Here is a 25,450-nt window from a genome sequence, read left to right on the forward strand (position 1 = left end):
CCGGGGCACGAGAGCGCGAGAAGGCGGCCGACGTCCGCGGTACCGCCGTGGCACGAACACGGCGCGAACACGACGCGAACGCGGCGAAGTCTCGTCAGGGGCACGGCGAAAGCACGGCACGGCACGCGAACGGCACGCGAACGGTCCGGCACGGAAACGGCCCGGTGGGAACAGCCCGCCGGCGTCGACGGAGGGGAGCTCGGGGATGGACACGGTGCACAGCGGCAGGGTCCGGGTCAGCGGGGCGGTGATGACGCACCCGCGCCGGGCAGACCTGGCACGGGAGTTGATCGGCCGCTGCCGGCCGGAGGAACTGGACCTGGTGCTCGACCCGGAGCCGGACGGCCCGCCGACCGGACTGCGCACCGCCGTGGCGGCCTGGTCCTCCGTCCCGGCCGGCTCGACCCACCACCTCGTGCTCCAGGACGACGCGGTGCTCACCCCCGGCTTCTTCGACCACGTGCGCGCCGCCGCCGAGGCCGCGCCCGACGCCGCCCTGTCCTTCTACACGCACTGGCAGTCGCGCAACGCCGCCGCCGTCCGCCTGGCCGTGCTCTCCGGACACCGCTGGGCCCCCGCCACCGGCGAGTACACCCCGACCGTGGTCCTGCTGCTGCCCGCCCCGGTCGCCGCCGGGTTCGGCGCGTACGCCCGCGAGCACGGCGCGACCTGGGCCGACGACGTGGTCATGAGCCGCTACCTGCGCGAGCACGGGGTGCCGACGTACCTCTCCGCGCCGAACCTCGCCGACCACGCGGACGTGCCGAGCATGCACGCCAACGGCGGCCACGGGCCTCGGCGTGCGGCCTGCTTCGCGCCGGTCGCGCCCGGCGCGTCGTGGGAACTCGACGGCGGTCTGGCGCAGTTGGACGCGATCCCGTTCTTCAAGCACGGCCGGGCCCAGGTCGCCACCCGGCTCGGCGACGGCGGCTGGGCCGGCATCGAAGCCCACCGCTACCTGAGCCGGCTGGGCCTCGACGCGCAGGACACCGCCAAGCGCCTCGACGACCTGCTCGCCGAACCGGCTCCGGGCCGGGACGTCGTCCTGGCCGAGGTCGACCGGCCCGCGCTGCTCGCCCACTGGCAGACCGCCCTGCTGATGGGCGTGGTGACGGCCACCCGGACCGGGGCGGCGGCCGGCCCCGACGGCGCGCTCGCCGAGTCGGCGCTCGCCACGCTCGGCGCCGGCGGGCTCTGCACCCGGTTCGGCGACGACGACCTCGTCAGGCTGCGCCCCGGGCTCCTGGACCTGGCGCGCTCCGGGTACGCGGAAGGGCTCGCCGCCGGCGCCCGGCTCGGCCCCGCGCCGCCGGGGGGCGGCCCCGCCCGCCCGGCCCGGGCGCGTCGCGTCGTCGTGTCCGGCCCCGGGGCGCAGCCGACGGCCCCGACCGCTCCCGCCGCCCCGGCGGCCGTCCCGGCAGCCGTGGCCGGCGTGGCCCACGCGGCCGACGTCCACGGCGCGCAGGACGTGCGCGACGCGGACGGCTCCGAGCTGGCGGCGGCCCTGGCCCGCGCACTCGCCGACGGGGAGTGGGACGTCACCCTGTGGGGCGGGCAGGGCCCGGAGTACCCCGGCGTCCGGCACGCGGAGCCCGGCGCCGGGCTGTCCGGTGCCGCCGCCGTCCTCCAGGTGCTCGCCGACGATCCGGTGCACCGGGCGACGGCCGCGGGGGTCACCCTCGCAGCCGCCGAGGAGGCCGGTGTCGGGACGGTGGTGCTGCTCGTCGACGCGGCCGGAGCGGCGCCCCTCGGACCGGTGCCGGGCGCGACGGTGCTCCGGCACGACCTGGTCTACGGGCCGGGCATCCAGTCGGGCTCGGTGCTGGAGCAGGCCGTACGCGGATCGCTGCTGGCCCGGCCGATCCGGATCCCCGACCAGCCGGGCCGGCGCTGGCGGCCGGTCTTCGTCGACGACCTGGCCGAGGCGGTGGACCGGGCGCTGCGCCTGCCGCCCGCCGAGGGCCAGGTGGACGTCCGCGGCGTACGGCCGATGAGCGTGGCCGACCTCGCGGAGGCGGCCTCCGCCGCGGTCCGCCCGGTCCCGGTCGAGGTGACCGGGGCGGTCGGGGCGCCGGGCGCCGAGACGAACGGCTCGGACGACCGTCGGGCCGGTGGACCGGAGGACGTCGTCGCCGTGCTCGGCCGGCGGCCCCGGACGGAGCTCGCGGACGGCCTTCGCGCCTGGTCCCAGTGGCTGGCCTACGAGGCCGAGCCCCGCCCCCGCACCGCGCGACGGTCCGGCCCCGGGCCGCTCGCCGAGCCCGCTTCCGCCGCGGAATCCGGTCCCGCGACCGCGGCGCACGCCGACGACGCGACCGGGGGCGGCCGATGAGCACCGTCCCGTTCTCCACCGAGGCCGCCAGCATCCCCTCCCCCGGCGGCGCCAACGAGGACCTGGTCCTCACCGGACCGCACTTCGCCCTGGTCATCGACGGCGCGACCGCCGAACCCGGGGCCAGCACCGGCTGCGGCCACGACGTACGGTGGCTGGTTGCCGAGGTCGGGACCCGACTCGCCCGCGGCCTGCTGCACGACCCCGACGCACGCCAGCCCCCGCGCGAACTCCTCCACGACGCGCTCACCGACCTCGCCACCGAACACGGCCGGACCTGCGACCTCGACAACCCGTGCAGCCCGACCGCCACCCTCGCCCTGCTCCGGCTCACCGGCGACACGGTCGAACACCTGGTGCTCGGCGACTCCACGGTGGCGCTGCGCGAGCACTCCGGCGCCGTCCACGCGGTCACCGACGACCGGTTGGAGCGCCTGATCCACCTGCCCTGGGCCGAACTCCGCCGCCACCGCAACCGGCCCGGCGGGTTCTGGGTGGCCGGCCCCAGGCCGGAGGCGGCCCGGCAGGCCCTGGTCGGACGCCATCCGGTGGCGTCGCTCTCCGCCGCCGCGCTGCTCACCGACGGCGCGGCCCGCCTGGTCGAGCGCTACGACTGCTCCTGGCCGGACCTGCTCGACCTGCTGGAGGCCGAGGGCCCGGTGCAGTTGGTCGAACGGGTGCGGACCGCCGAACTGCGCACCGCGCCCGGCCGGTTCCCCGGCAAGCACCAGGACGACGCCACCGCGGTGCTCTGCCGCTTCGAGCGCGACGACCGCTACCACCGCACCGGCGACCACGCCCGCGCGGAGAGCGGCAGCGACGGCCGGGCCGACGGCGGCGAAGCGGTCACCGAGCCCGGCACCCGCACGAGCGCCACCGCGACCGACGGCAGCGGCCGGGGAACGGAGTGAACCCCGTGCCCGAGGACCGCCTCGACCTCCAGGACCACCAGGACGGCACCGCGCCGTTCGGTGTCGCCTTCGTCGGCTGCGGCTACGTCGCCGACCTCTACGCGGCGACCCTGCCCAACCACCCGTCCCTCCGCCTGACCGGCGTCCACGACCGCGACCCGGCGCGGACCGCCGCCTTCACCGCCCACCACCGCGTCCCCGGCTACCGCAGCCTCGACGCGCTGCTCGCCGACCCGGCCGTCGACGCCGTGGTCAACCTCACCAACCCCGAGAGCCACTACGAGGTGACCCGCGCCGCCCTGCTGGCCGGCAAACACGTCTACGTCGAGAAGCCGCTGGCCACCGACCTCGAACGGGCCCGTGAGCTGGTCGAACTCGCCACCGGGCGCGGCCTCCGGCTGGCCTCGGCGCCGTGCGGGCTGCTCGGCACCGCCGCGCAGACGGCGTGGCGCGCCCTGCGCGAGGGCCGCATCGGGACGCCCCGGCTGGTCTACGCCGAACTGGACGACGGTCCGATCCTGCGGATGCCGTTCCACGAGTGGATCAGCCCGTCCGGGTCGCCCTGGCCCTACCTCGACGAGTTCGAGACGGGGTGCACCGTGGAGCACGCCGGCTACTGGCTGACCTGGCTGACCGCCTTCTTCGGCCCGGTTCGCGAGCTCACCGCCTTCGCCACCCTCCTCGCCCCCAACCCCCATGTCCCACCCGGGACTCCGCTCGCACCGGACTTCTCGCTCGCCGTCCTCTCGTTCGAGAGCGGGGTGACGGCCCGGCTCACCACCAGCATCCACGCGCCCAAGGACTACTCGCTGCGGGTGATCGGCGACGACGGCCTGCTGACCGTCGCCGACTCCTGGCAGTACGACTCGCCGGTCACCGTCCGCCGGCACCCGGACGGCGTCCCGGAGACCGTGCCGCCCGCCGAGGGCCCCGCGCGCCCCTTCCGCTACCCCGGCACCCACGACATGGACTTCGCCCGCGGGGTGGCCGAACTCGCCGTCGCCGCAGGCGGATCACGCCCGACCGGGTTGCCGCTGGACCACGCCCTGCACGTCCTGGAACTCACCCTGGCGATCTCCGGGGCGGGACCCGGCGCCGTCATCCGTCCCACCACCACCTTCGCGCCCGTCCCACCGATGCCCTGGGCCCGGTGAGCAGGACCGCGACTCCCGACCGCGGCACCGCAGCACGCCGCGCGGCACAACCCGCACAACCCGCACAAGCACGGCACGCACGACCCACACCACTCTCATCCCTCGCACCACGAGCAGCGATCAGGAGCAGTGAGGAGCAATGACCAGACCCATGCCTCCCGACCATTCCGTACACGACCGGCCGGGGCTGTCCTTCCTCGGGACCGGCTACCTCGGCACCACCTACGCCGCCTGCTACGCCGAGCTCGGCCACCGCGTGATCGGCCTGGACGTCGACACCGCGAAGGTCGCCGCCCTCAACGCCGGCACGGTGCCCTTCCACGAGCCCGGCCTCACCGAGCTGGTCCGGCGCGGACTGGCCTCCGGGCGGCTGGAGTTCACCACCGACCCCGCCGTCGCGGCCGCCGGGGCCGACGTGCACTTCCTGTGCGTCGGCACCCCGCAGCGGCCGGACGGCACCGGCGCCGACCTCGACCAGGTCGCCGCCGCGGTGCGCACGCTGGCCCCGCACCTGCACGGCCGGGCCCTGGTGGTCGGCAAGTCCACCGTGCCGGTCGGCACCGCCGAGTGGATCGAGCGGCTGCTGCGCAAGCACGCACCCGACGACGCCGACCCCGAGGTCGCCTGGTGCCCGGAGTTCCTCCAGGAGGGGCACGCCGTCGACGACGTGCTGCGCCCGGACCGGATCGTGGTCGGCGCGCGCGGTGACTGGGCTCGCGAGACCCTTGCCCGGGTGCACGACGGCGTGCACGAGCTGGCCGCCCGCGAGGGCCGGGAGATCCCCGTCCTGGAGACCGACTTCGCCACCGCCGAGCTGGTCAAGACGGCCGCCAACGCCTTCCTCGCCACCAAGATCTCGTTCATCAACGCGATGGCCGAACTGTGCGAGGCGTCCGGGGCGGACGTCGCCGCGCTCGCCCGGGCGCTGGGCCACGACTCCCGGATCGGACCCGAGTTCCTGCGGGCCGGGGTGGGATTCGGCGGCGGCTGCCTGCCCAAGGACATCCGCGCCCTGCAGGCGCGTGCGCACCAGCTCGGGGCGGGTGCCGCGGTGCGGTTCCTGCACGAGGTCGACCTGATCAACCAGCGCCGCCGCGAGCGGGTTCTGCAGCTCGCGGGGGAGCTGCTGGACCGCACCGCCGGCCCGGCCGGACCGGAGCTCGCGGGCAGCCGGATCGCCGTCCTCGGCGCGACCTTCAAGCCCGACTCGGACGACGTGCGCGACGCGCCCGCGCTGGCGGTGGCGCGGATGCTGCACGGCGCCGGTGCGCTGGTGCGGGTCTACGACCCGCTCGGCCGGGAGAACGCGCGTCGTAGCCACCCCGAACTCGCCTACGCGGAGAGCCTGGAGGCGGCCTGCGCGGACGCCGACCTGCTCTGCGTGCTCACCGAGTGGGCGGAGTTCCGCACCGCCGACCCGGCCGCGCTGGCGCCGCTGGTCAGCGGGCGCCTCGTGATCGACGGCCGCAACTGCCTGGACCGCCAGGCGTGGCACGCGGCCGGCTGGACGTACCGCGGCCTGGGTTGGAAGGAGGCGGCCTGAGATGGCCGGTGACCGGAAGGAGGAGGGCCTGATGACCGGACGGCCCGCAGAACGGACGATCCTGGTGACCGGAGGGGCCGGCTTCGTCGGCGGCAGGCTGATCGGCAGCCTGGTGGCGACCGACCCCTCGGCGCGGATCGTCTCGGTGGACAACTACTTCACGGGTACGCCCGAGCGTCACGTGGACCACCCGAACGTGCGTTACCTGCACGGCGACACGGCCGACGTGGTCACCCTGTGGACCGATCGGAGCCTGCCCCCGCCGGCCGTGGTGTACCACCTCGGCGAATACTCCCGCATTCCGCAGTCCTTCGAAGAACCGGACCGCGTATGGGAGTTCAACCTGCGCGGCACCAAGGAGGTGGTCCGGCTCTGCCGTCTGCACGGCGCCAAGCTGGTGTACGCGGCGTCCAGTTCGAAGTTCGGCAACGACGGCCGGGACGAGCACCTCAACCCGTACGCCTGGACCAAGGCCAAGAACATCGAGTACATCCGCAACACCGCGCAGTGGTTCGGCCTGGACCACGTGATCACGTACTTCTACAACGTCTACGGGCCCGGCCAGATCGCCACCGGCTCCTACGCGACGGTGATCGGCATCTTCGAGGAGCAGTTCCGGGCCGGCCTGCCGTTGACGGTGGTCGAACCGGGCACCCAGAGCCGCGACTTCACGCACATCGACGACATCGTCGAGGGGCTGCTGCTGTGCGCGGAGCGCGGCTCCGGGGACGGCTACCTGCTGGGCCGGGGCGAGGAGCACCGACTGGTCGACGTGGCCCGGATGTTCGGGACCGAGATCGAGATGGTGACGGCCCGCAGAGGTGAGCGGGTCGGCGGCCGGGCGGACAACTCCCTGGCACGGGAGCTCGGCTGGGAGCCAAGGATCTCCCTGCCCGACTACATCGCCGAGTTCGTCGCCACCCGGGGGCCGGTGCCGGTCTCCTGAGCACCGACGGGGTCGACGATCCCGTAGCGCAGGGCGATCGCCACCGCCAACGTCCGGTTGGGACAGTTCAGTTTGGCCAGCACCATGGTGACGTGGCGTTTCGCGCCGTGCACCGAGATGCCCAGCCGGGCGGCGATCTCCTTGTTGCTCAACCCCTCGACGAGCAGCCCGAGGGTCTGCCGCTCCCGCCCGGTCAGCGCCCCGCCGGCCACCCCCGGCAGGCCGCCGCGCTGGTCCGGCACCCGCGGACCGGTTCGGACCCGGCCGGGCGCCGGCAGGCGGCGGAGCACCAGCCGGCGCAGCGAATCCTCCAGGACGGCGGTGGTCAGCTGCTCCAGCGGCAGGAAGCCGTCGACCCGGGCGGTGGCCCAGGATCCCGGCTCCCGTGCGGCGTTGGCGCCGAGCAGGACGAGCAGCCGGGCCTCACCGCGCGGGGTGGCGAACACCGCCCGGGCCCACGGGGCGACCTCCTCGGCGCAGACCAGGACGACCACGTCGGCCCGCCAGAGTTCGACGGGCGAACCGATCCGGTCGTGCGGCTTGGTGGTCACCTCCCCCACCAGGGGCAGGGCGCGGAGCATGCCGGCGATCCCGTGACGGTGCATCTCGCCCTCGGCGACCACCGTCACCGCGAGGGCGGCTCCGCGCCCGGGAGGGGTGGCGGGCCCGCCCGGCTCGGTCACGACGCGCCCCCCAGCAACTCGGCCCACACCCGGACCGCAGCAGGGTCGACGGGGTGGTCCCAACTGCCCTGCGGGCGGGCCCGGGTGCCGACGTGGAAGGCGTTCACACCGCCCGCGAGCAACGGCGCCGCCTCCGGTTCGCGCAGCGTCCCCCCGGCGATCAGCCGGGGCACGGCCCCGCGCTCGCCGGGGGCACCGCGCCCGGCCAGCGCCCGGTGTTCGGCGAGCAGGGTGGTGAGGCCCTCAGCGACGCCCTCCCGGCCCCCCGAACTGAGCACCGCGTCGAGCCCGGGAAGCCCGGACAGTGCCGCCCAGGCCGCCGATCGGTCGGCGGCGAAGTCGATCGCCTTGTGGAAGGTCCACGGACGCCCGTCCAGCACCTCCAGCACGGCCTCGACGGCCGGCAGGTCCACCGCGCCGTCGGGCGTCAGGAACCCGAGGACGAACTCCTCCGCCCCGGCACGCAGCAGTTCCCGGGCCCGGTCCCGCAGTACCTGAACCTCGCCCGCGGCGAAGCCGTCCGCCTCGCGCACCATCACGCGCACCGGCAGGTCGACCGCCGCGCGCACCTCCCGCACCGTCTCCGCCGACGGCGTCAGCCCCCACCTCGCCATGTCACTAACCAGTTCGATTCGATCCGCACCCCCGTGCTCGGCAGCCCGGGCGTCCCCCGCGTCCAACGCGATCACTTCAAGCATTGGTCTAGACATACCGGAATGATCTCACAGCGCCTCCGACCGGGCTGTCGTGTCCGCATAACAGAATCACCGGGCGGGCGCCGGGACTTCGCGCAGGCGGACATCCCTCACCGTAGGCGGGTACGAAGGGCGGTTCGATCCCAGAGATCTGGGATCGAATGCGCCATGCCCCCCCCCGGGCCGGCAAGCCCCAAACGCGGGCTCGCCCTCGACGAGGACGAGCTTGAGCGGGGGCTCGGCGCGGCGAAGTTCGCGTAGCCGGGGCGGCGCCTGGCCGGCCCGGCACCGACAAACTTGGAGCAGAAGGCGGCGGAGCCTTCGAGATCGGCGACGCACACGGAGCGAGCCGAACACGGGACATGACGGTCTCCCCGACCAGGGTGTCCCCGGCGCACCAGGCCGAGCGGGCCGGTGACCCGCTCTCGGAGGAGATGGTCGAGGCGCGTGCCGGTGATCTTCTCCAGCGCGGGCCCGGGCGTCACCGGCGGGATCGGAGCGGACGCAGGCGCGCGCCGCCGGGGGTGCACCCGCGACGGCCTGCGGGGCGGGTGGGAGAACGGCGGCGGTCACGGCCGCGACGGTCAGCACGGCGGCGGTGAGCGCCGTGGTCCGGGTGAAGGTCATGACGCACTGTGCGCGGACCGCCCCGGGCCGGGCGGGCGCAACACTCCGCAGGGTCCTCCGACGGGCCCAGCCCGGCCACGCGCCGCGCCGGGACGGGGGACGTCAGGGCGCCACAGGCGCCCCGAGCCGGTCGGCCAGGGTGGCCAGTGCGGCACCGAGCGGGAGGTCGGCCCGTACGGCGGCGAGGTCGTCGGCGCGGGTGGGCCCCTGGTTGACGATGGCGACGGGCTTGCCGGCGCGGGCGGCGCGACGGGCGAAACGCAGGCCCGACAGGACGCTCAGGGAGGACCCGAGGACGAGCAGCGCGCGGGCGTCGTCGACCAGGTCGTAGCAGTGCTGGACCCGGGGCACGGGCACGTTCTCGCCGAAGAAGACCACATCGGGCTTGAGGACTCCGCCGCACACCTCGCAGGGGGCGATCCGGAAGGACTGCGCCAGCTCGGCGGGCAGGTCGGCGTCCCCGTCGGGGTTGGCCGGCACGGTCTCGGCCAGGGCCCGGACCTGGGCGGGGAAGGCGCGGTTGAGGGCGTGCAGGCGCTGGTCCAGGCGCTCGCGCGGGGTCGTCCGCCCGCAGTCCAGGCAGACCACCCGGTCGAGCGAGCCGTGCAGCTCGACGGCGTCCGTCGTGCCTGCCGCCCGGTGCAGGCCGTCGACGTTCTGGGTGATGACCCCGGAGACGAGCCCCGCCCGGCGCAGCCGCTGCACCGCGTGGTGGCCCGCGTTGGGACGGGCCCCGACGATGGTCCGCCACCCGAGGTGGCTGCGCGCCCAGTAGCGCCGCCGGTTCCCTTCGGCGGCCAGGAAGTCCTGGTAGGTCATCGGGGTGTGGCGGCGCAGGCTGCCCGTCGGACCCCGGTAGTCGGGGATCCCCGACTCGGTGGACAGGCCGGCGCCGCTGAGGACGGCGACGCCACCCGCCACCAGCAGACCGGCGAGCCGGTCCAACGACGGGAGTGCGCTGTGTCCTTCGGCCGCGTTCCCGCCCGCCGCGGTCCCGACGACTCCCGCCGGCCCGACGCGGTGCTCGTGGTCGCCGCTGCTCATGCGGGCAGCCTAACGCGCGGTGCCCGCGGGTGCCCCGGTTCGGCCGATACGGGACGGCCGGTCCCCGCGCCGGGTGGCACGGGGTCGGCGCCGGGCGGTCACGGTCGCCACTCCGGACACGACCGACCCGGCGCCGCGAGCGGTGCCGTCCACGGTGGGCGGGGCGGTGGTGAGCGCGCCGCGGACCGTCGCCGGACCGCGGTGGCCTCCGCCGTCCGGGGGAATCCCCCGTGGACGACGGTAGGCGCACCCCGGAGCGGGAAGGCAGGCGCATGTCCGAGGAGGCTGCGGGCCGCCCGCTCACCGGCCCGCGCGCCCCCTCGCCCGGGTCCGCGCCGCCGCGCGGACCCGGCACCGCGCCGGCCCGGGGACCGTACGGGCACCGGAGCGCCCGAACGTACGGGCCCCGGGGCCTGCGCACCCCGAGAACACGAGGTACCCACGACATGACGACCCCCCTCAACCGCAGGAACGCCCTGCGCATGGCATCGGCGGCAGCCGTCGGCGCGGGCGCGACCGTCGGCCTGGCCGGCCGGCCCGCGCGGCCCGACGGGCCCGCACCCTGACGCTGACCGGCAGACGCGCCTCGGCCAACATCCCGGACGTCCTCACCACCGGCACGCCGTACTTCGTCCACTACGAACTCCTGGACGCGGAGGGGAGTCCGGCCGGCACCGAGAGCGCCCACTGCCTGCCCGTCACGGTCGGGACGGACGGGGCCCTCGTCATCGCCACCCTGGTCCTCCGCCTGACCGACGGGACGCTCACGGCCGCCACCGCCTTTCCCCGCCCGCTGCCCGCGCTGACCGAGGTGCTCACGGCGCCCAGGCAGTGGTCCCACACGTTCGCGGTCACGGGAGGCACCGGGGCCTACGACGGCGCCACCGGGGAGATCGCGATCGACCACATCAGCCGGGAGGAGGACGTCCTCACCGTCACCCTGGGCTGAGCCCGCACGAGGCCGGGCGCCGACCGGGCGCCGACCGGGCCGCCCCGACGCGGCGGGCCGGACGGGGCCCGGCGGGGCGATTCGGCCGGACGGCACAAAACGGCTTGAGCACCGCTCCGACCGCTGACTAGCGTGCCTGTCATGACCAAGACTCCGGCACCGACCGACTGGCGCGCGACCAACCGCGCGAACTGGGACGAGCGCGTCCCGATCCACGCCGCCAGCGAGTTCTACGACATCCCCGGCTTCGTCGCCGGCAAGGGCGGGCTGCGGGACTTCGAACTGGACGAGGTCGGTGACGTCGACGGCAAGACCCTGGTCCATCTCCAGTGCCACATCGGCCTGGACACCCTGGCGTGGGCCCGACGCGGAGCCACCGTCACCGGCCTCGACTTCTCCGAACCGGCCGTCGCCGTCGCGAGGGACGTCGCGAACCGGATCGGCGCCGCCACGGCCCGGTTCGTCACCGCCGACGTGTACGACGCCGTCGACGTGCTCGACGCGCAGACCTTCGACATCGTCTACACCGGCCTGGGCGCCCTGTGCTGGCTCCCGGACATCGAGCGCTGGGCGCGGACGGCGGCCTCCCTCGTGACCCCGGGCGGCTTCCTCTACCTCGCCGAGTTCCACCCGTTCGGCGACACCCTCGCCGAGGACGGCCGGACCGTCGAGCTGGACTACTTCCACGACGGGCCGACCGTCTGGGACGAGCCCGGCACCTACGCCGAGCAGAACGCCGCGACGACCGCGAACGTGACGGTCGAGTGGCAGCACGGTCTCGGGAAGGTCATCAGCGCCCTCACCGCCGCCGGACTCCGCCTGGAGTTCCTGCACGAGTACGACTACACGCTGTTCGCCCGGTTCCCCGTCCTGGAGCAGAACGCGGGCTACCGCTTCCCCGAGGGCCGGCCGCGCGTCCCGCTGATGTACTCGCTCCGCGCCACGAAGCCCGAGTAGGCGCACCCCCGAACCGCCCGAACCGCCCGAGCCACAGAGGGCTTCGGGGCTTCGGGCAAAGGAAAACGCCCCGGAGCCGGAGCTCCGGGGCGCGGGGGTGGATCAGCCGTTGCTCCGGTCGAACCACTGCAGCCAGTTGGCGCGCGGACCGACGAGGCCGACCGCGGCGTTGCCGGCCTGGAGGCCCGACTGCGCGGAGGGCTGGTGGCCCCCGCCGTGCGCCACCGCGACGGTCGGCGTGACGACGGCAGCCGCAGCGGCGACGGTCGCGATCACGGCGAACTTGCGGAGATTTCCACGAACCGACATCTCAGGTTCTCCTTGGTCAAGGGTTCAGTAGCTGGCTTCCGCCAACCCGGACGGGTCCGGGCGGAGACACGTTTGCACACGAACGTGGAAAGGGCGGGATTCTCGCAAGCCGAACGGTGCGAACGGGTGAGAAGTTACCTCCTGAGGGTGAGTCAGGTTGCGCCATCCGGAGCCGGGGCCGGCTCCCACCCGGGCGCGGGCCCGGGCCCGGGTGCCCGCTCCCGTTTCGTCGGTTCCCCGGCCGGCCACCCCCGGAACGCCGCCGCCCACCGGGGGTCCAGGGCCGAGGACCGCAGGCCGTCGAGCGCGACCGACCCCGGTACGGTCGGCCCGCTCGGCGTCCAGGCCTCCGGCGCCGGCCGCCACGCCGCAGGTACCTCCGCGCCTGCGGCCAGCGCCGCCAGCAGGCGTCGGGCCCGCCGCGGCAGTCGCGCGGTGGACCGGTCCGCGGTCCGGTCGGACACCCAGGTGGCGAAGCGGACCAGCAGGTACATCAGCACCAGGAGGACGACCACGGCCACCAGCGGTGCCAGGACCGGTCCCTCCCCCACCGACGAGAAGACGACCACACCTGCACAGGCGATCGCGGCCGACAGAAGTCCCAGGAAGAGGACGAAGAGCAGTACCAGCGTCAGGCAGCCGGCCAGCAGCCGGATTCCCTCGCCCCGGCCCGTCAGCCGCCTGAAGTCCGGTCCGCGTCCGACGGCCACCAGGGAGGGGTGGTGGCGCACCGCCGCACGGACCTCCCCCACTGGGCGGCGGAGGTCCCGCCCGACGGCCGCGAGCAGCGCGGCCTCCACGTCGTCGGTCGGGCGCGGATCGACGACGGTGACCCACGCCGCCTCCACGTCGACGACCAGTCGCCCCTCCCGGTGCATCCGCACCAGGGCGGTGTCCACGACGCGTTCCGCCTCGCCGGCGACGAACGCCAGCTCGTAGAGCGACAGTCCGGGTTCCACCGCGCTCCCTCCCCCGACCCGTTCGACCGACCGTTCCCCTGACCGCGCTTCCGGCGGCGCCCCCAGCCTACGGGCGGCCTCCGACAACCCCGGCCCGCCCGGTCCGCCCTGCCCGCAAGGTCCCGGCGCCCGGGTGTCGGAACCCGGCAGCGACCCGGGCGGTTGCACGGCCCCGGAGTCCGGCGGGACCGGAGCCGTCCGCCCGCGCCCCCGCTCGTCACCCGCGGGGAGGGGCGGGCGGACCGGGAACGGTGGACGGACCGGGGAGGAGGGCGGCGGCCAGCAGGGCCGCCGCGGCGAGGACGCCGCCGAGCCACATCACGGCCGCCGGGCCGAGGCCGTCGACGATCCGCCCGCCGGCCAGGGCGCCCAGGGCGATGGCCGCGTTGAAGACCGCGACGAACAGCGCCGACGCGCCCTCGGTCGCGTCGGGGGCGGCCCGGGTGAGCCAGGTCTGCGTGGTCACCGACACGCCCCCGTACGCGAGGCCCCAGAGTGCCACCAGGACGACCGCGCCCGGCACGCCCCTGCCGACCACGGGCAGCGCCAGGACGCTGACGGCGAGCGCCGCACCGATCCCGGCCGCCGACGCCCGCACACCGCGGCCCACGACGGCGCCGGCCACGAAGTTGCCCACGATCCCCCCGGCCCCGTAGACCAGCAGCAGCACGCCGACCTGCCCGGCCGAGGCACCCGACACCTCTTCGAGGACGGGACTCACGTAGGTGTACGCGGCGAAGTGCCCGGTCACCAGGAGGGCGACGACGATCAGCCCGGTCCGCACCCCGGGGACGGCCGCCAGCCGCAGGACCCCGCCCAGGCCGAGCGCGCGTTCGGCGGGCAGCGGCGGGACCAGCAGCGCCACGGCTGCGGCGACGAGCAGCGCCAGACCTCCGAGCACGGCGAAGGCCGCCCGCCAGCCGGCCGACCCGCCGAGGAAGGCGCCCGCGGGGACGCCGAGGACCGAGGCGAGCGCGACGCCGCTGAAGGCCGTCGCGGTGGCCGGCCCGGCCGAGGCGCGCGGCACCAGCCGGACCGCCACCCCGGCGGCGAGCGACCAGACACCGCCCATCGCCAGTCCGACCAGGACCCGGGCCGCGACCATGACCGCGAACACCGGCGCCCACGCCGCCAGCAGGTTGGCGGCCCCCAGCAGGACCAGCAGCACGCAGAGCGCCCGCCTGCGGTCCCACCGGCCGAGCGCGGACGTGAGCGGCGGGGCGGAGACGGCGGCCACCAGCCCGGTGACGGTGAGCGTCAGTCCGGCGGTGCCCTCGGTGACGTCCATCGCGCCGCCGATCGGGGAGAGGAGCGCGACGGGCAGCATCTCGGAGGTGACGACGGCGAAGGTCGCGGCGGCCACCGCGAGGACGGCCGGCCACCCGCCCGGCGGGCGCGCGACCGGGGCGGAGGGGAGCGACGAGGACGAGGGCGGGAAGGGCGGCCGCGGGGCGGCGGTCGGTGTCAGGGAGTGCTCTGCCATGCGTCCCAGCCAACGCGTCGGCGCAGGTGGGAACAAGGACGGATCACTCACGCTTCCATGAGTCGGGCTCATCGATCGATTCGCCCGCCGTCACGTCCGCACATCCCACATCCGTCACATCCGCCGAATCCGTCACATCCGCCGTATCCGCCGTATCCGTGCTCCGGGCGACCGGCGCGCGCCGAGAGGAGTCCCCGCCATGGGCAGTCCGGACCTGCGGGAGCTGGAGTGCTTCCTCGCCGTCAGTGAGGAGCTCCACTTCGGCCGTGCCGGCGAGCGGCTCCTGGTCTCGCAGAGCCGGGTCAGCCAGCTGGTCCGTTCGCTGGAGCGCCGGATCGGGACCCGACTGCTGGACCGCACCAGCCGCCGGGTTCGGCTGACTCCCGCCGGGAAGGACTTCCTGGCCGAACTCGCGCCCGCCTACGCGGCGTTGCGAGGCGCGGTCGACCGAGCGACCCGCGCGTCCGCGCAGGGGGTGCGGGGGCTGCTGAGGGTCGGGTTCCAGGGCAGCGCCGGCGCCGGCTTCACGGCCGCCGTCACCGCGTTCCGGCGGGAACGGCCCGACTGCGCCGTCGAGATCACCGAACTCCCGCTGGCCGACCCGTTCGGCGCGGTGCGCCGGGGCGACGTGGACACCGCGGTCGTCCTGCTGCCGGTCGTCGAGGAGGGCCTGACCCTGGGGCTGGTGTTCTCCCGGCAGCCGCACTACCTCGCGGTCGCCCACCACCACCCGTGGTCCGGGGCCGCCTCGGTCGACGCGGAGCAGCTCGCCGGCACGACCCTGATCGACCTGGCGCGTACCGCGCCCGCCTACTGGCGCCGGGCCCAGGTGCCCGACCGCACGCCCGACGGCGTCCCGATCCCCACCGGTCCCGAGGTCCGCACCCTGCAGGAGGGCCTCTCGCTGGCCGCCGGCGGCCAGGGGGCCATGCTGCTCTGCCGGCCGACCGCCGACCACCACCGGCGCGAGGACCTCTGCTACCTGCCCGTCACCGGTCTGCCGGACTCCGCCCTGGGCCTGGTGTGGCGCGCCGGTGACGAGTCGGCTGCGGTCCGCGGCTTCGCCGGCGCCCTGGCCGCGGCCGTCCGGGCGGCGCCGGGCCCGGCCCGGGCGTAGGCGCACGGGTTCGGGCACCGGCGACGGTCCCACGCCCCACACCCCACGCACCCGCGGGTGCGCCCACCCGTCCGAGTGGTCCGCCGCCGTGTCCCGCGCGCCCGGCGGTGGGGCACGTCGATGCTGACGGTGGCGCGGCCGGACCCGGCCCGCGCCCGAGCAGCGACGAAACGGGTGAGCGCGATGTCCCAGAACCTGTTCCACCGATCCCTCCGGGCCGCCTGCGCGGTGGTGCTCCTGACCGCCGGTCCGGTCGCGGCGGCCACCGTCTGCGGCGCCGACCTCGCGGTCACTGTCGCCGATCCCGCGCCCGTCCACGACGGCGGCTTCACGTTCCTGCACCCCGTGGTGAGGAACACCGGTGGCATCGCCACCACCGAGCCGTTCACCCTGGCCGTCCACCTGCCGCCCGGGGTCGTCGGCACCGGCACGGCCCCCGGCGGCACCTGTTCCACCGGACCGCACGGCCACACCGTGACCTGTACGTTCCCGGCCGGCCTGGACTCCGGTGCCACCGCCGGCGCCGAGGTCCGGATCTCCGTCGCCTCGGGCATGGACCCGGAGGTCCTCCGGGGAACCGTGGAGGTCGCCCTCCCCGGCGACCGGACCCCGGCCGACAACTCCGCCACGTTCGACATCGAGGTCCTGTAGGCCCGTCCGCCCGGGGCCGCCGCACCGCGGCCCGGGACGGCGGCCGGGGCGTGCACCCCCCCGCGGGGGCCCCCCCCCGGGGGGGCCCCCCCCGCCCGGGCCCCGGGCGGCCGCCGCGCCCCCGGACGCCACCGGCCGACAGTGGCCGACGGCGGGACCGGCGGCAGGTGGCGTCCGGGCTCAGGCGGCGGGTTCCTCGACGATCCGGCCGTCGCGGAGCTCGACCACCCGGTCGGCGAGCTCCATCAGGGTCGGGTCGTGGGTCGCGACCAGGACGGTCACCCCTTCACTGCGCACCACCGCGCGCAGCAGCTGCATGATCGCGCGGCCGGTCTCCGAGTCCAGCTGGCCGGTCGGCTCGTCGGCGATGATCAGGTCGGGCTCGTTGGCCAGGGCGCGGGCGATGGCGACGCGCTGCTGCTGGCCGCCGGAGAGTTCGCCGGGACGCTGGTTGGCGTGGTCGGCGAGCCCGACCAGGGCGAGCAGGGTGTGGGCGCGCTCCTCGCGCTGGGCCGCGGGGACCTTCCGCAGCCGCATCGGTACGCCGACGTTCTCGGCGGCGGTGAGCACCGGGAGCAGGCCGAAGGACTGGAAGACGAAGCCGAGGCGGTCGCGGCGAAGGGCGAGCCGGCCCTCCTCGTCGAGGCTTCCCATGTCGGTGCCGTCGAGGGTGATGGTGCCGCCGCTCGGGCTGTCGAGGCCGCCGACCAGGTTGAGCAGCGTGGTCTTGCCGGAGCCGGACCGGCCCTTGAGGGCGGTGAGTTCGCCCTTGCCTATGGAGAAGCTGACCCCGCGCAGCGCGTGGACGGCGCGCTCACCGGATCCGAAACTGCGTCGGAGATCGGTCACGGCCACCATGGGAGCCGTGACGGTGCCGACCGGTTGCTGCGTCATGACGACGTCCCCTCGGTGTTCGGGTGTTCCTACGGGGCTCCTTGCCGGGGGCAAAGGGCTGAGGTGTTCATGGCTATCGGTCACGCAAAAGCCGAGCGGCTTGACCTGTTGTCAGCCGCAACAGCGCTGCGGTGCGGAGCATTTGCTCATTACTTACATGATTCGCGCAAGTCCCTTCCTTTCTTTGGCCGGATCTGACAGCATCGTCCGCTATCCGGTGATCAAGTGCCGGTGATCACCGTATCGGTGCGCCGAGGGCGCCCATCCGCGTAATGGGACAAGTCTGCCCGTAGGGGCAGCGGCGCGGGGACCATGATGGACCGGGGGAGGAATCAGGATGCTCGGCTTTGTCGTGCGCCGTTTGCGCGGGCGACTGCCCCTGGCCAGTGCGGCGCTGCTCACCGTACTGATCACGACGGCGGTGCTCACCGCACTGGTGGCGTTCCAGCGCACCGTGGGTGAGGTCGGTCAGCGCCAGGCGCTCCAGGGCGCGGGCCACCCGCGGACCACGGTGGTGGTCAACTCCGAGCACGGCTTGGACAAGCGGGCCAAGGACGAGACGGCGGTCGCGGACTACAACCGCGCCCTCTTCGGCGAACTCCCCACCACCGTCCACAGCCTGGCCCGCAGCCGCTCCTACGGGCTGCCGGACACGCAGTCGGGCAGCCGGCCGAGCAGTGCGGCCACCGGGCAGCCGAGCGGCCAGGCCACCGGCCAGCCGACCGGCCAGCCCGGGGGCAAGGAAGCGGACCTCACCCTCCTCGCTACCCTCGACCGGGAGCGCGTCACCGTGCTCGCCGGCACCCTGCCCGCCGTCGCCACCGCCGGCGGCGCGGGCGGCCCCGTCCAGGCGGCCGTGCCGCAGACCGTCCTGACCCGGCTGGGCCTCACCGCCGAGGCGCTGCCCGTGGACGTCCGGCTCGCCGACCGCTACGGCGGCGCGCCGCTCACCGTGCGGATCACCGGCCTCTACCGCGCCACCGACGCCGCCGACCTCTACTGGCGGCTCGATCCGCTGCAAGGGCGCGAGATCCAGGCCGGCGGCTTCACCACCTACGGCCCCCTGCTGGTCGACGACAGTGTCTTCACCGTCGCCGGCGTCCCGCAGAACGGCCGCAGCTGGCTGCTCGACGCCGACTTCGCCGGCACCGCCCCCGCCACCGTCGACGCCCTGCGCGCCCGGGCCGCCGGGCTGGGCGACGAGCTCGCGAAGAACGGCGGCCTGATCGCCCGGAGCGAACTCCCCGACCTGCTCGACGAACTGGAGTCCAGCGCGCTGGTCGCCCGGTCGACCCTGCTGATCGGCGCCCTGCAGCTGATCGTCCTCGCCGCCGCCGCCCTGCTCCTGGTCGTCCACCTGATCGCGACCCGTCAGCAGTCCGAGAACGCCCTGCTCGCCGCCCGTGGTGCGTCCGGCGCCCGGCTCGGCGCCTTCACCGCCCTGGAAGCGACGCTGCTCGCCCTGCCCGCTGCGCTGCTCGCCCCCCTGCTCACCCCGCCGCTGCTCCGCGTCCTGGGCGGCTTCGGGCCGCTGCGCCGGGTGCCGCTGGACACCGGTCTCAGCTGGACGCTCTGGCCGGTCTCGGTCCTCTGCGCGCTCGGCTGCGTCCTGCTCGCCGCCGTACCCGCCGTGCTGCGCGGCGCCGGGTCGGCCGTGCTGCGCCGGGCCGGCCGCCGCCAGGCCCTGGCCTCCGGCGCCGCCCGGTCCGGCGCCGACCTCGCCCTGCTCGCCCTGGCCGTGCTCGCCTACCACCAACTCTCGCAGTACAGCGGCGGGTTGTCCCCGGACTCCGACGGCCGGCTCGGCCTGGACCCGGTCCTGGTCGCCACCCCCACCCTCGCGCTCTGCGCCGGCACCCTCCTGGCGCTGCGGCTGCTGCCGCTGGCCGCCCGGCTCGGTGCCCGGCTGGCCGCCCGCGGTCGCGGCCTGGCGCCCGCCCTGGTCGGCTGGCAGCTGGCCCGCCGGCCCGGCCGCGCCAGCGGGCCGGTCCTCCTCCTCGTCCTCGGTGTCTCCACCGGCGTCCTGGCACTCGGCCAGCACGCCACCTGGAACACCTCCCAGCAGGACCAGGCGAGCTTCACCACCGCCGGCGGGCTGAGGATCTACAACTCCAAGACCGCTCCGATGGGCCAGGGCAGCCGCTACAGCGCCCTGCCCGGAGGAGACCGGGTCCTCCCGGTCGTCCGGCAGGAGCAGTCGCTCCCCGACAACGGCTACGGGCAGGTGCTCATCCTGGACGCCGCCGGTTTCGCCGACCGCGTGCCGGTCCGCTCCGACCTGCTGGAGAACCAGGACCCGCACACGCTGTTCGACCCCCTGGCCCAGGCCGCGCCCACCGGGGCGGCGGCCGGAGTACCGCTGCCCGGCCGACCGCAACGGATCGACGCCGACGTCACGTTCGTGCCCAGGGAGCAGGCCGAGAACCCGCGCGACAGCTACGTCATACCGTCCAAGGGCCGACCGGAGGTCTGGGTGCTGCTGCGCGACCGCTACGGCCTCACCTTCCAGGCCCCCCTCATCGGCGTCCCCGCCTCGGGCGAGGGCCGCGCCACCGCCGACCTGCGCGCCCTGACGGACGCCCCGCTCAGCACGGCGTCCGCACCGCTCTCGGTCGTGGGGCTGATCGTCTCCGCGGACGTCCGGGACGGCGGGGAGCTGACCGTCCGCCGGATCTCCGCCGCCGACGCGGCGGACGCTCCCGCCGTGCCCGCCGAGGTCCCGGCCGGTCTGACCTGGGCCCCCACCGGCTCCGCGGTCAGCGGCGTCCTCGCCACCGAGGGCAGCCTCGGAGGGGCCGACGCCCAGCAGCTGTTCAAGGTGCGCTACCGCCCGGTCAACGGAGCCTCCGGCAGCGTCCGGGGCGTCTACACGCCGGTCGCGGCGGCTGCGGCCGGAGCCGCCGCGGCGGGCACGCCGCAGGAGGTCGCCGGCGTCGCCACCCGGGGCTTCCTGACCGCCAACGGCGGGGCCGTCGGCGAGACCGTCCGGGTGCCCGTCGGCCCCACCGTCCTGCGGGTGCGGATCAGCGCGGTCGTCGAGTCCCTGCCGGTCGTCGGCGACAAGTCCCTCCTGCTGGACCTCGCCACCGTCAGCCGGGCGCTCGCCGCCGAGGGCCGGGAGACCCCCGTCCCCGCCGAGTGGTGGCTGCCGGCCACCGGCTCCGACGACCCGGCACCCGCCCGGGCCGCCGCCGCCCTGCGCGCCGCCCCCGGCACGCCGGACCTGAAACTGCGCGAGGAGGTCGCCGCCGCACTGACCGGCGACCCGCTCAGCGCCGCCCCGCAGAACGCGCTCGCTGCCATCGCGGTCGTCACCACGGTGCTCGCCGCGATCGGCTTCGGCGCCGCCTCGGCCGCCGCGGCGGGCGAACGGTCCCGTGAGTTCGCGCTGCTGCTCGCCCTCGGTACGCCGAGGCGCCGTCTGGTTCGCACCGCGGCCTCCGAACAGGCCGTCCTGGTGGGCCTCGGCAGCCTCGTCGGACTCGGCCTCGGCGCCCTGATCGTCCACCTCATCGTGCCGCTCGTGGTGCTCACCCCGGCGGCCCGCCGTCCCGTCCCGGAGGCCGTGGTCGACCTGCCGGTCGGCACCGCGGTGCTCCTGGCCGTCGTGATCGCCGCCGTCCCGCTGCTCTCGGCCCTCCTCGGCGGCCGCCGGCGCCGGGACGTGGCCCAACGGCTCCGGAACATGGAGGAGATGTGACCAGCCCGACCGGAACGGACGGCACGGGCAGGGCGACCGCCCTCCCCTCCGCCGCCCACCGCCCCGCGCCCTGGGTGCGCACCAGGCTGCGGGCGACGCCGCTCGCCGCCCTGCTCACCGCGGCACTGGCCTTCGGCACCGTCTTCCTGGCCGCCGCCTTCCCCAGGATCCTGGACCGGACGGCCGACCAGGGGCTGCGCGAGTTCCTGAAGGACCGCGGCCCCGCCGCGACCAGCCTGTTCGCCACCTCGCGCCTGAGCGGGGGAGCCAAGGACCTCGACGACGCCGCCGCGCAGCTGACCGCCCACACCGGTAGGACCTTCGGCGTCGCCCCGGGCGGCCCGGTCTACGGCGCGCGCAGCGGCAAGCCCCGCACCCTGGCCAACCCGGGGCTCGCGATGCCCGAGGGCGTCCTCCCGATGATGGACCTGCTCTACGTGAACGGCCTCGGCGACCGCACCACGCTGGTCGAGGGCCGCTGGCCGGAGGTCGGCCCGCAGGGCGCCCCCGTGCGGATCGCGATCAGCAAGAACGCCGCGGACACCGTCGGCATCCACCTCGGTGACGTACTCCGGACCACGGAGTCCGTCACCGGCCAGGCACCCCAGGCCGAGGTCGTCGGGTTCTTCACCGCCCCGGCCCCGGAGGACCCGTACTGGACCGAGCTGCCCTGCCCCGTGCAGGCCTGCCTGGCCTACACCACGGGCAAGTTCCCGGACGCCTACTGGCGGGTCACCGGCATGGTCGCCGGGGGCGCCCTCGACCGGGTCGACGGCTGGGAGACCGGCGCCCAGGACTTCTGGCGGTTGCCGCTCGACGTCGACCGCCTGCGCGCCGACCAACTGCCCCGGGTGCAGCAGGAGATCGCCTCCTACCTCACGGGTCCCACCGCGACCGCGCTGATGGCCGCCACCCACCACCCGGACCTGCGGATCAACTCCCAGCTGCCGCAGCTGTTCACCCAGGCCACCGCCCGGCAGCAGGCCGTCGCCCCGCTCGCCGCGCTCGGCCCGGCCGGTCTGGCCGGGGTCGGTGTGGTGGTGCTCTGTCTGGCCGCCGCGCTGACCTCCGACCGGCGTACGGCCGAACTCCGGCTGCTCCAGGCCCGCGGCGGCTCGCGCGGCGGTGTGACGAGACGGCTGCTGGGCGAGGGCGCCGTCACGGTGCTGCCCGCCGCCGCGCTGGCGACGGCGCTCGCCCTGTGGCTGCTGCCCACCCCGCGCTGGGGCGGAGCCGTCCTGGCCGCGCTCGGCGTCGGCCTGTTCACCCTGCTCGCCCTCCCGGTCCGCGCCGCACTCCTCTGGTCGCGGCCCCGCGCCGCCGGCGCCCGGCGCCGGCTGGTCGGCGAACTCGCCGTGCTGGCCCTCACCGTGGCGGCCGTGGCCGAGGTCCGGCGGCGCGGTGTCGCGCCCGTCGGCGACGGCCTGGACCCGCTGCTGGTCGCGTCGCCGCTGCTGCTCGCCCTCACCGGCGGGTTGGTGCTGGCCCGGATCCAGCCGCTGCTGGTCGGGGCCCTCGCCAGGGCCGCGGGCCGGCGGCCCGGCGTGGTCGGCTTCCTCGGGCTGGCCCGCGCCGCCCGCGGTACCGACACCCGGCCGCGACCCTCCGTCCTGCCGCTGCTCGCCCTCCTGCTCGCCGTCACCACCGCCGGTTTCGGGGCCACCGTCCTCGACGCCGTCGAGTCGGCCCGGACCCGTGCCGCCCGGCTCACCGTGGGCGGCGACGCCTCGGTCCTGCTCCCGATCGGCGTCAACGTCACACCCGCCTTCGCCGCCGCGGCGGCCGCGCTCCCCGGGGTCCGGGACGCCGCCCCGGTCTGGTCCGACACCGAGGTGTTCCTGCTCGGCACGGGCAGCGGCTCCACCCGGATCTCCGCCGTGGTCGCCGATCCGGTCGCGTACGCGGCGATCTCCCGCTCGCTCGGCCACGGCGCGTTCGACCCGGCCGTCCTGGCCGGCGGATCCGAGGGCCCCGACGCCCCGTTGCCGGCGCTGGTCTCCACCGCCCTTGCCGAGAAGCTCGCCGGGGACGCCACCGGGCACCGGCTCCGGCTGCCCGGCGGCGGCGAACTGCTCGTCGGGGCGGTCGGGACCGTCGACGGCACGCCCGCCCTCCAGGGCGACGGCCGCATGTTCGTCGTCCTTCCCGCCGCGCCGGCCGTCGCCCGCGCACCGGAACTCGGCCGCCCCAACCTCTGGTTCGCCGCCGGCTCCGTCGACGAGGCCGAGCTGAAGCGGCTGGTGCGCGAACTGATCGCCGCCACGGCGACCAAGGGCCGGGTCACCGGCGCGACGGCCGAGAAGGACGCACTGCCCGCCGGGTACACGGTGCGCACCGGTGCGGGCGTGGTCGCCGAGCTCGGCGACGATCCGCTCCAGGAGTCCGCCGAGCGGCTGTTCTGGGTCGCCGTGCTCGGCGCCGGGGTGCTCGCCCTGCTCGCGGTCCTGCTGACCCTCGTACGGGCCGCGCCCGAACGGGCCGCCCTGCTGGCCCGGTTGCGGACGATGGGCCTGCGCCCCCGCCAGGGCCTCTTCCTGATCCTGGTGGAGACCCTGCCGCAGACGCTGGTCGCGGCGGTCGGCGGCGGGCTGGTCGCGGTCGCCGCGGTCGCCCTGCTCGGCCCGGCGTTCGACCTGTCCACCCTGGTCGGCGCGGCGATCCCGGCCGGCCTGCCGGTCGCCGTCCCGCCGGTCCTGCTCCAGACGGTCGGCCTCGCGGCCCTCGTCTCGGCGGGCGTGGTCGCGGAGGCACTGGTCTCCGGCCGCCGCCAGATCGCCACCGAACTCCGGGCGGGGGACCAGCAATGAGCGTCCCGGTCCGGCACACGACGGAAGCACGACAGTGCGACCGCGACAGAAGCACAGCGTCGACGAGAGGAGTGCAGCGGTGAACAGCAGCGCCCAGGAACAGACGGCCGTCCCGGTCCCCACCTTCCAGGAACTGCAGGAACGGGCGCGTGCCGCCGCCGCGCCCAAGGCCTTCGGAGATGCGGACGCGGCCATCGTCTGCGACCGCCTGGTCCGCATCTTCAGCGCCCAGGGCGTCGAGGTGCAGGCCCTCCAGGGCCTGGAACTGACCATCCGGAAGGGCGACCTGGTCGCCCTGGTCGGCGCCTCCGGCAGCGGCAAGTCCACGCTGCTCACCATCCTGGCGGGCCTCGACGTGCCGACCGCCGGCACCGCGACGGTGGCGGGGTGCGACCTGCTGGAGATGTCGGCCCGCGAGCGCCTGCGCTACCGCCGCGAGGTGGTCGGCTTCATCTGGCAGCAGACCGCCCGCAACCTGCTGCCCTTCCTCACCGCCGCCGAGAACATCGCCCTGCCGATGCAGCTGAGCGGCAGCCGCTCCACCCGGAGCGCCTCCCGCCGCCAGGCGGCCCGGGTCGCCGAACTGCTGGAGGCCCTGGAGATCGGCGACCTCGCCCACCGGCGCCCCTCCGAGATGTCCGGCGGCCAGCAGCAGCGGGTCGCCATCGCGGTCGGCATGGCCAACAACCCGCCCGTGCTGCTCGCCGACGAGCCGACCGGTGAGCTCGACTCGGACACCGGGGCGAGCATCTTCGAGGCCTTCCGCACCGTCAACCGGGACCTCGGCGCCACGGTCGTGATCGTCACCCACGACCCGATGGTGGCCGGCGAGGTGCGGCGCACCGTCGCGATCCGCGACGGCCGGACCAGCAGCGAGGTGCTCCGCCGGACGCTCACCGACGAGCACGGCGAGGAGTCGGTGAACGAGACCGAGTACGTGATGCTGGACCGCACCGGCCGGGTGCAGTTGCCGGCGAAGTTCCTGGAGGCGCTCGGCATGGAGCACCGGGTGGCCGTGGAGCTCGCTCCCGACCACATCTCCGTCCGCCCGGACGACCTCGAAGGGCACTGAGGGCCGCGGCGCGGGCGCGGTGGAGGCGCGGCGGGCGCGGATGGGATACTGGACCGGAACGTTCCGGGGCGAGAGGTGGCGCGATGAGCAGCCGGGTGCGGGTGCTGAGGAAGCAGAACCGGCTCAGCCTGGAGGCGTTGGCGGCCAAGGTCGGGGTGACCAAGAGCTACCTGTCCAAGGTGGAGCGCGGCCTCAGCGACCCGTCGATCTCCACCGCGCTCAAGCTCGCGCACGCGCTGGACGTGGACGTCAGCCGGCTGTTCTCGGACGAGGTGGAGCCCGAGCTGGTGACCGTGGTGCGGGCCGGCGAGCGGACGCCGATGGCGGGGGGCACCGGCCCGGGGACCCCGCACTACGAGGGCATCGCGACCGGGCTGACCGGCAAGCAGATGGTGCCGTTCATGATGCACCCGCCGACCGAGCTGGGTGACTCGCCATTCAAGTCCCACGCGGGCGAGGAGTTCCTCTTCGTCCACGAGGGGACGGTCGAGCTGGAGTTCCCGGAGCAGACCGTGCGGCTGGAGCCGGGCGACAGCGTCTACTTCAACTCGGCGCTGCCGCACCGTTGCCGCTCCACCGGCGCCGGGCCGGCCGCGGTCCTCGTGGTGATCCACGAC

Annotated in this window: 21 protein-coding genes and 1 pseudogene; 14 read left to right on the forward strand and 8 right to left on the reverse strand. The window is 75.5% G+C overall.

Annotated elements, in window-relative coordinates; translation table 11 throughout:
* Positions 1–205 precede the first annotated feature (205 nt).
* The 5 genes from ACFWOG_RS03835 to ACFWOG_RS03855 all read left to right on the forward strand — a co-directional run bounded on the left by ACFWOG_RS03835 (position 206) and on the right by ACFWOG_RS03855 (position 6,886).
* Positions 206–2,332, forward strand: coding sequence for a hypothetical protein (locus ACFWOG_RS03835; protein ID WP_380354419.1), 2,127 nt, complete (start codon positions 206–208; stop codon positions 2,330–2,332).
* The gene (locus tag ACFWOG_RS03840) at positions 2,329–3,243 is read left to right on the forward strand and encodes a protein phosphatase 2C domain-containing protein (RefSeq protein WP_380354422.1); all 915 of its coding nucleotides are present in this window, start codon (positions 2,329–2,331) and stop codon (positions 3,241–3,243) included. Before ACFWOG_RS03835 ends, ACFWOG_RS03840 begins: the two co-directional genes overlap by 4 nt.
* 5 nt (positions 3,244–3,248) lie before the next feature.
* Positions 3,249–4,397: a Gfo/Idh/MocA family protein gene (locus ACFWOG_RS03845; protein WP_380354425.1), complete on the forward strand. Its 1,149-nt coding sequence runs from the start codon at positions 3,249–3,251 to the stop codon at positions 4,395–4,397.
* A gap of 139 nt (positions 4,398–4,536) precedes the next feature.
* Complete coding sequence (locus ACFWOG_RS03850; RefSeq protein WP_329947701.1) at positions 4,537–5,940, forward strand: UDP-glucose/GDP-mannose dehydrogenase family protein; 1,404 nt, start codon at positions 4,537–4,539, stop codon at positions 5,938–5,940.
* 1 nt (position 5,941) lies between these two features.
* The gene (locus ACFWOG_RS03855) at positions 5,942–6,886 is read left to right on the forward strand and encodes an NAD-dependent epimerase/dehydratase family protein (RefSeq protein ID WP_355408446.1); all 945 of its coding nucleotides are present in this window, start codon (positions 5,942–5,944) and stop codon (positions 6,884–6,886) included.
* Here ACFWOG_RS03855 and ACFWOG_RS03860 read toward each other — a convergent pair.
* The 4 genes and pseudogenes from ACFWOG_RS03860 to ACFWOG_RS03875 all read right to left on the reverse strand — a co-directional run bounded on the left by ACFWOG_RS03860 (position 6,838) and on the right by ACFWOG_RS03875 (position 9,935).
* The gene (locus ACFWOG_RS03860; RefSeq protein ID WP_380354428.1) at positions 6,838–7,569 is read right to left on the reverse strand and encodes a response regulator transcription factor; all 732 of its coding nucleotides are present in this window, start codon (positions 7,567–7,569) and stop codon (positions 6,838–6,840) included. The genes ACFWOG_RS03855 and ACFWOG_RS03860 overlap by 49 nt on opposite strands.
* Positions 7,566–8,267 carry a copper homeostasis protein CutC gene (locus ACFWOG_RS03865; protein WP_380354431.1) on the reverse strand — a complete coding sequence of 234 codons (702 nt, stop codon included), beginning with the start codon at positions 8,265–8,267 and terminating at the stop codon, positions 7,566–7,568. Before ACFWOG_RS03865 ends, ACFWOG_RS03860 begins: the two co-directional genes overlap by 4 nt.
* A 198-nt stretch (positions 8,268–8,465) precedes the next feature.
* Positions 8,466–8,628, reverse strand: a pseudogene (locus tag ACFWOG_RS03870) (glyoxalase/bleomycin resistance/dioxygenase family protein); the annotation flags it as partial.
* Between the two features lie 365 nt (positions 8,629–8,993).
* Complete coding sequence (locus ACFWOG_RS03875) at positions 8,994–9,935, reverse strand: NAD-dependent protein deacetylase (protein ID WP_380354434.1); 942 nt, start codon at positions 9,933–9,935, stop codon at positions 8,994–8,996.
* Between the two features lie 446 nt (positions 9,936–10,381).
* On the opposite strand from ACFWOG_RS03875, the gene ACFWOG_RS03880 reads away from it, so the two are divergent.
* The 3 genes from ACFWOG_RS03880 (at position 10,382) to ACFWOG_RS03890 (ending at position 11,841) form a co-directional block, all read left to right on the forward strand.
* Entirely contained in the window at positions 10,382–10,501 is a 120-nt protein-coding gene (locus ACFWOG_RS03880) for a twin-arginine translocation signal domain-containing protein (protein ID WP_380354437.1), read from the forward strand.
* Between the two features lie 245 nt (positions 10,502–10,746).
* Positions 10,747–10,884 (forward strand): hypothetical protein, encoded by a 138-nt coding sequence (locus tag ACFWOG_RS03885; protein ID WP_380354440.1) that lies wholly within the window; start codon positions 10,747–10,749, stop codon positions 10,882–10,884.
* Positions 10,885–11,025: 141 nt separating this feature from the next.
* Positions 11,026–11,841, forward strand: a complete 816-nt coding sequence (locus ACFWOG_RS03890) for a class I SAM-dependent methyltransferase (RefSeq protein WP_380354443.1) — start codon at positions 11,026–11,028, stop codon at positions 11,839–11,841.
* 102 nt (positions 11,842–11,943) lie between these two features.
* On the opposite strand, the gene ACFWOG_RS03895 is transcribed toward ACFWOG_RS03890, so the two are convergent.
* The 3 genes from ACFWOG_RS03895 to ACFWOG_RS03905 all read right to left on the reverse strand — a co-directional run bounded on the left by ACFWOG_RS03895 (position 11,944) and on the right by ACFWOG_RS03905 (position 14,592).
* A complete protein-coding gene (locus ACFWOG_RS03895) occupies positions 11,944–12,150 on the reverse strand; it encodes a hypothetical protein (RefSeq protein WP_329878039.1) in 207 nt (68 codons plus the stop codon).
* Between the two features lie 152 nt (positions 12,151–12,302).
* Complete coding sequence (locus ACFWOG_RS03900; protein ID WP_380354446.1) at positions 12,303–13,109, reverse strand: TIGR04222 domain-containing membrane protein; 807 nt, start codon at positions 13,107–13,109, stop codon at positions 12,303–12,305.
* A 217-nt stretch (positions 13,110–13,326) separates the two neighbouring features.
* Positions 13,327–14,592, reverse strand: coding sequence for an MFS transporter (locus ACFWOG_RS03905; protein ID WP_380354449.1), 1,266 nt, complete (start codon positions 14,590–14,592; stop codon positions 13,327–13,329).
* Positions 14,593–14,791: 199 nt separating this feature from the next.
* Here ACFWOG_RS03905 and ACFWOG_RS03910 point away from each other — a divergent pair, with 199 nt between their 5' ends.
* On the forward strand, positions 14,792–15,709 hold the full coding sequence (locus ACFWOG_RS03910) for a LysR family transcriptional regulator (protein ID WP_329947695.1): 918 nt from the start codon (positions 14,792–14,794) through the stop codon (positions 15,707–15,709).
* 183 nt (positions 15,710–15,892) lie between these two features.
* Positions 15,893–16,360, forward strand: coding sequence for a hypothetical protein (locus tag ACFWOG_RS03915; protein ID WP_380354452.1), 468 nt, complete (start codon positions 15,893–15,895; stop codon positions 16,358–16,360).
* A gap of 180 nt (positions 16,361–16,540) precedes the next feature.
* Here ACFWOG_RS03915 and ACFWOG_RS03920 read toward each other — a convergent pair whose 3' ends face one another.
* Positions 16,541–17,254, reverse strand: a complete 714-nt coding sequence (locus ACFWOG_RS03920) for an ABC transporter ATP-binding protein (RefSeq protein WP_329875726.1) — start codon at positions 17,252–17,254, stop codon at positions 16,541–16,543.
* Positions 17,255–17,591: 337 nt separating this feature from the next.
* Here ACFWOG_RS03920 and ACFWOG_RS03925 point away from each other — a divergent pair, with 337 nt between their 5' ends.
* From ACFWOG_RS03925 to ACFWOG_RS03940, 4 genes are all read left to right on the forward strand, one after another.
* Positions 17,592–20,954, forward strand: coding sequence for a PT domain-containing protein (locus tag ACFWOG_RS03925; RefSeq protein WP_380354455.1), 3,363 nt, complete (start codon positions 17,592–17,594; stop codon positions 20,952–20,954).
* A complete protein-coding gene (locus ACFWOG_RS03930) occupies positions 20,951–23,761 on the forward strand; it encodes an FtsX-like permease family protein (protein WP_380354457.1) in 2,811 nt (936 codons plus the stop codon). Before ACFWOG_RS03925 ends, ACFWOG_RS03930 begins: the two co-directional genes overlap by 4 nt.
* Before the next feature lie 79 nt (positions 23,762–23,840).
* The gene (locus ACFWOG_RS03935) at positions 23,841–24,833 is read left to right on the forward strand and encodes an ABC transporter ATP-binding protein (RefSeq protein ID WP_380354460.1); all 993 of its coding nucleotides are present in this window, start codon (positions 23,841–23,843) and stop codon (positions 24,831–24,833) included.
* A gap of 83 nt (positions 24,834–24,916) precedes the next feature.
* Positions 24,917–25,450: helix-turn-helix domain-containing protein (locus ACFWOG_RS03940; RefSeq protein ID WP_380354463.1), on the forward strand; the 534-nt coding region annotated here is incomplete at its 3' end.

This window comes from Kitasatospora sp. NPDC058406, assembly GCF_042722765.1.
Taxonomy (GTDB): Bacteria; Actinomycetota; Actinomycetes; order Streptomycetales; family Streptomycetaceae; genus Kitasatospora.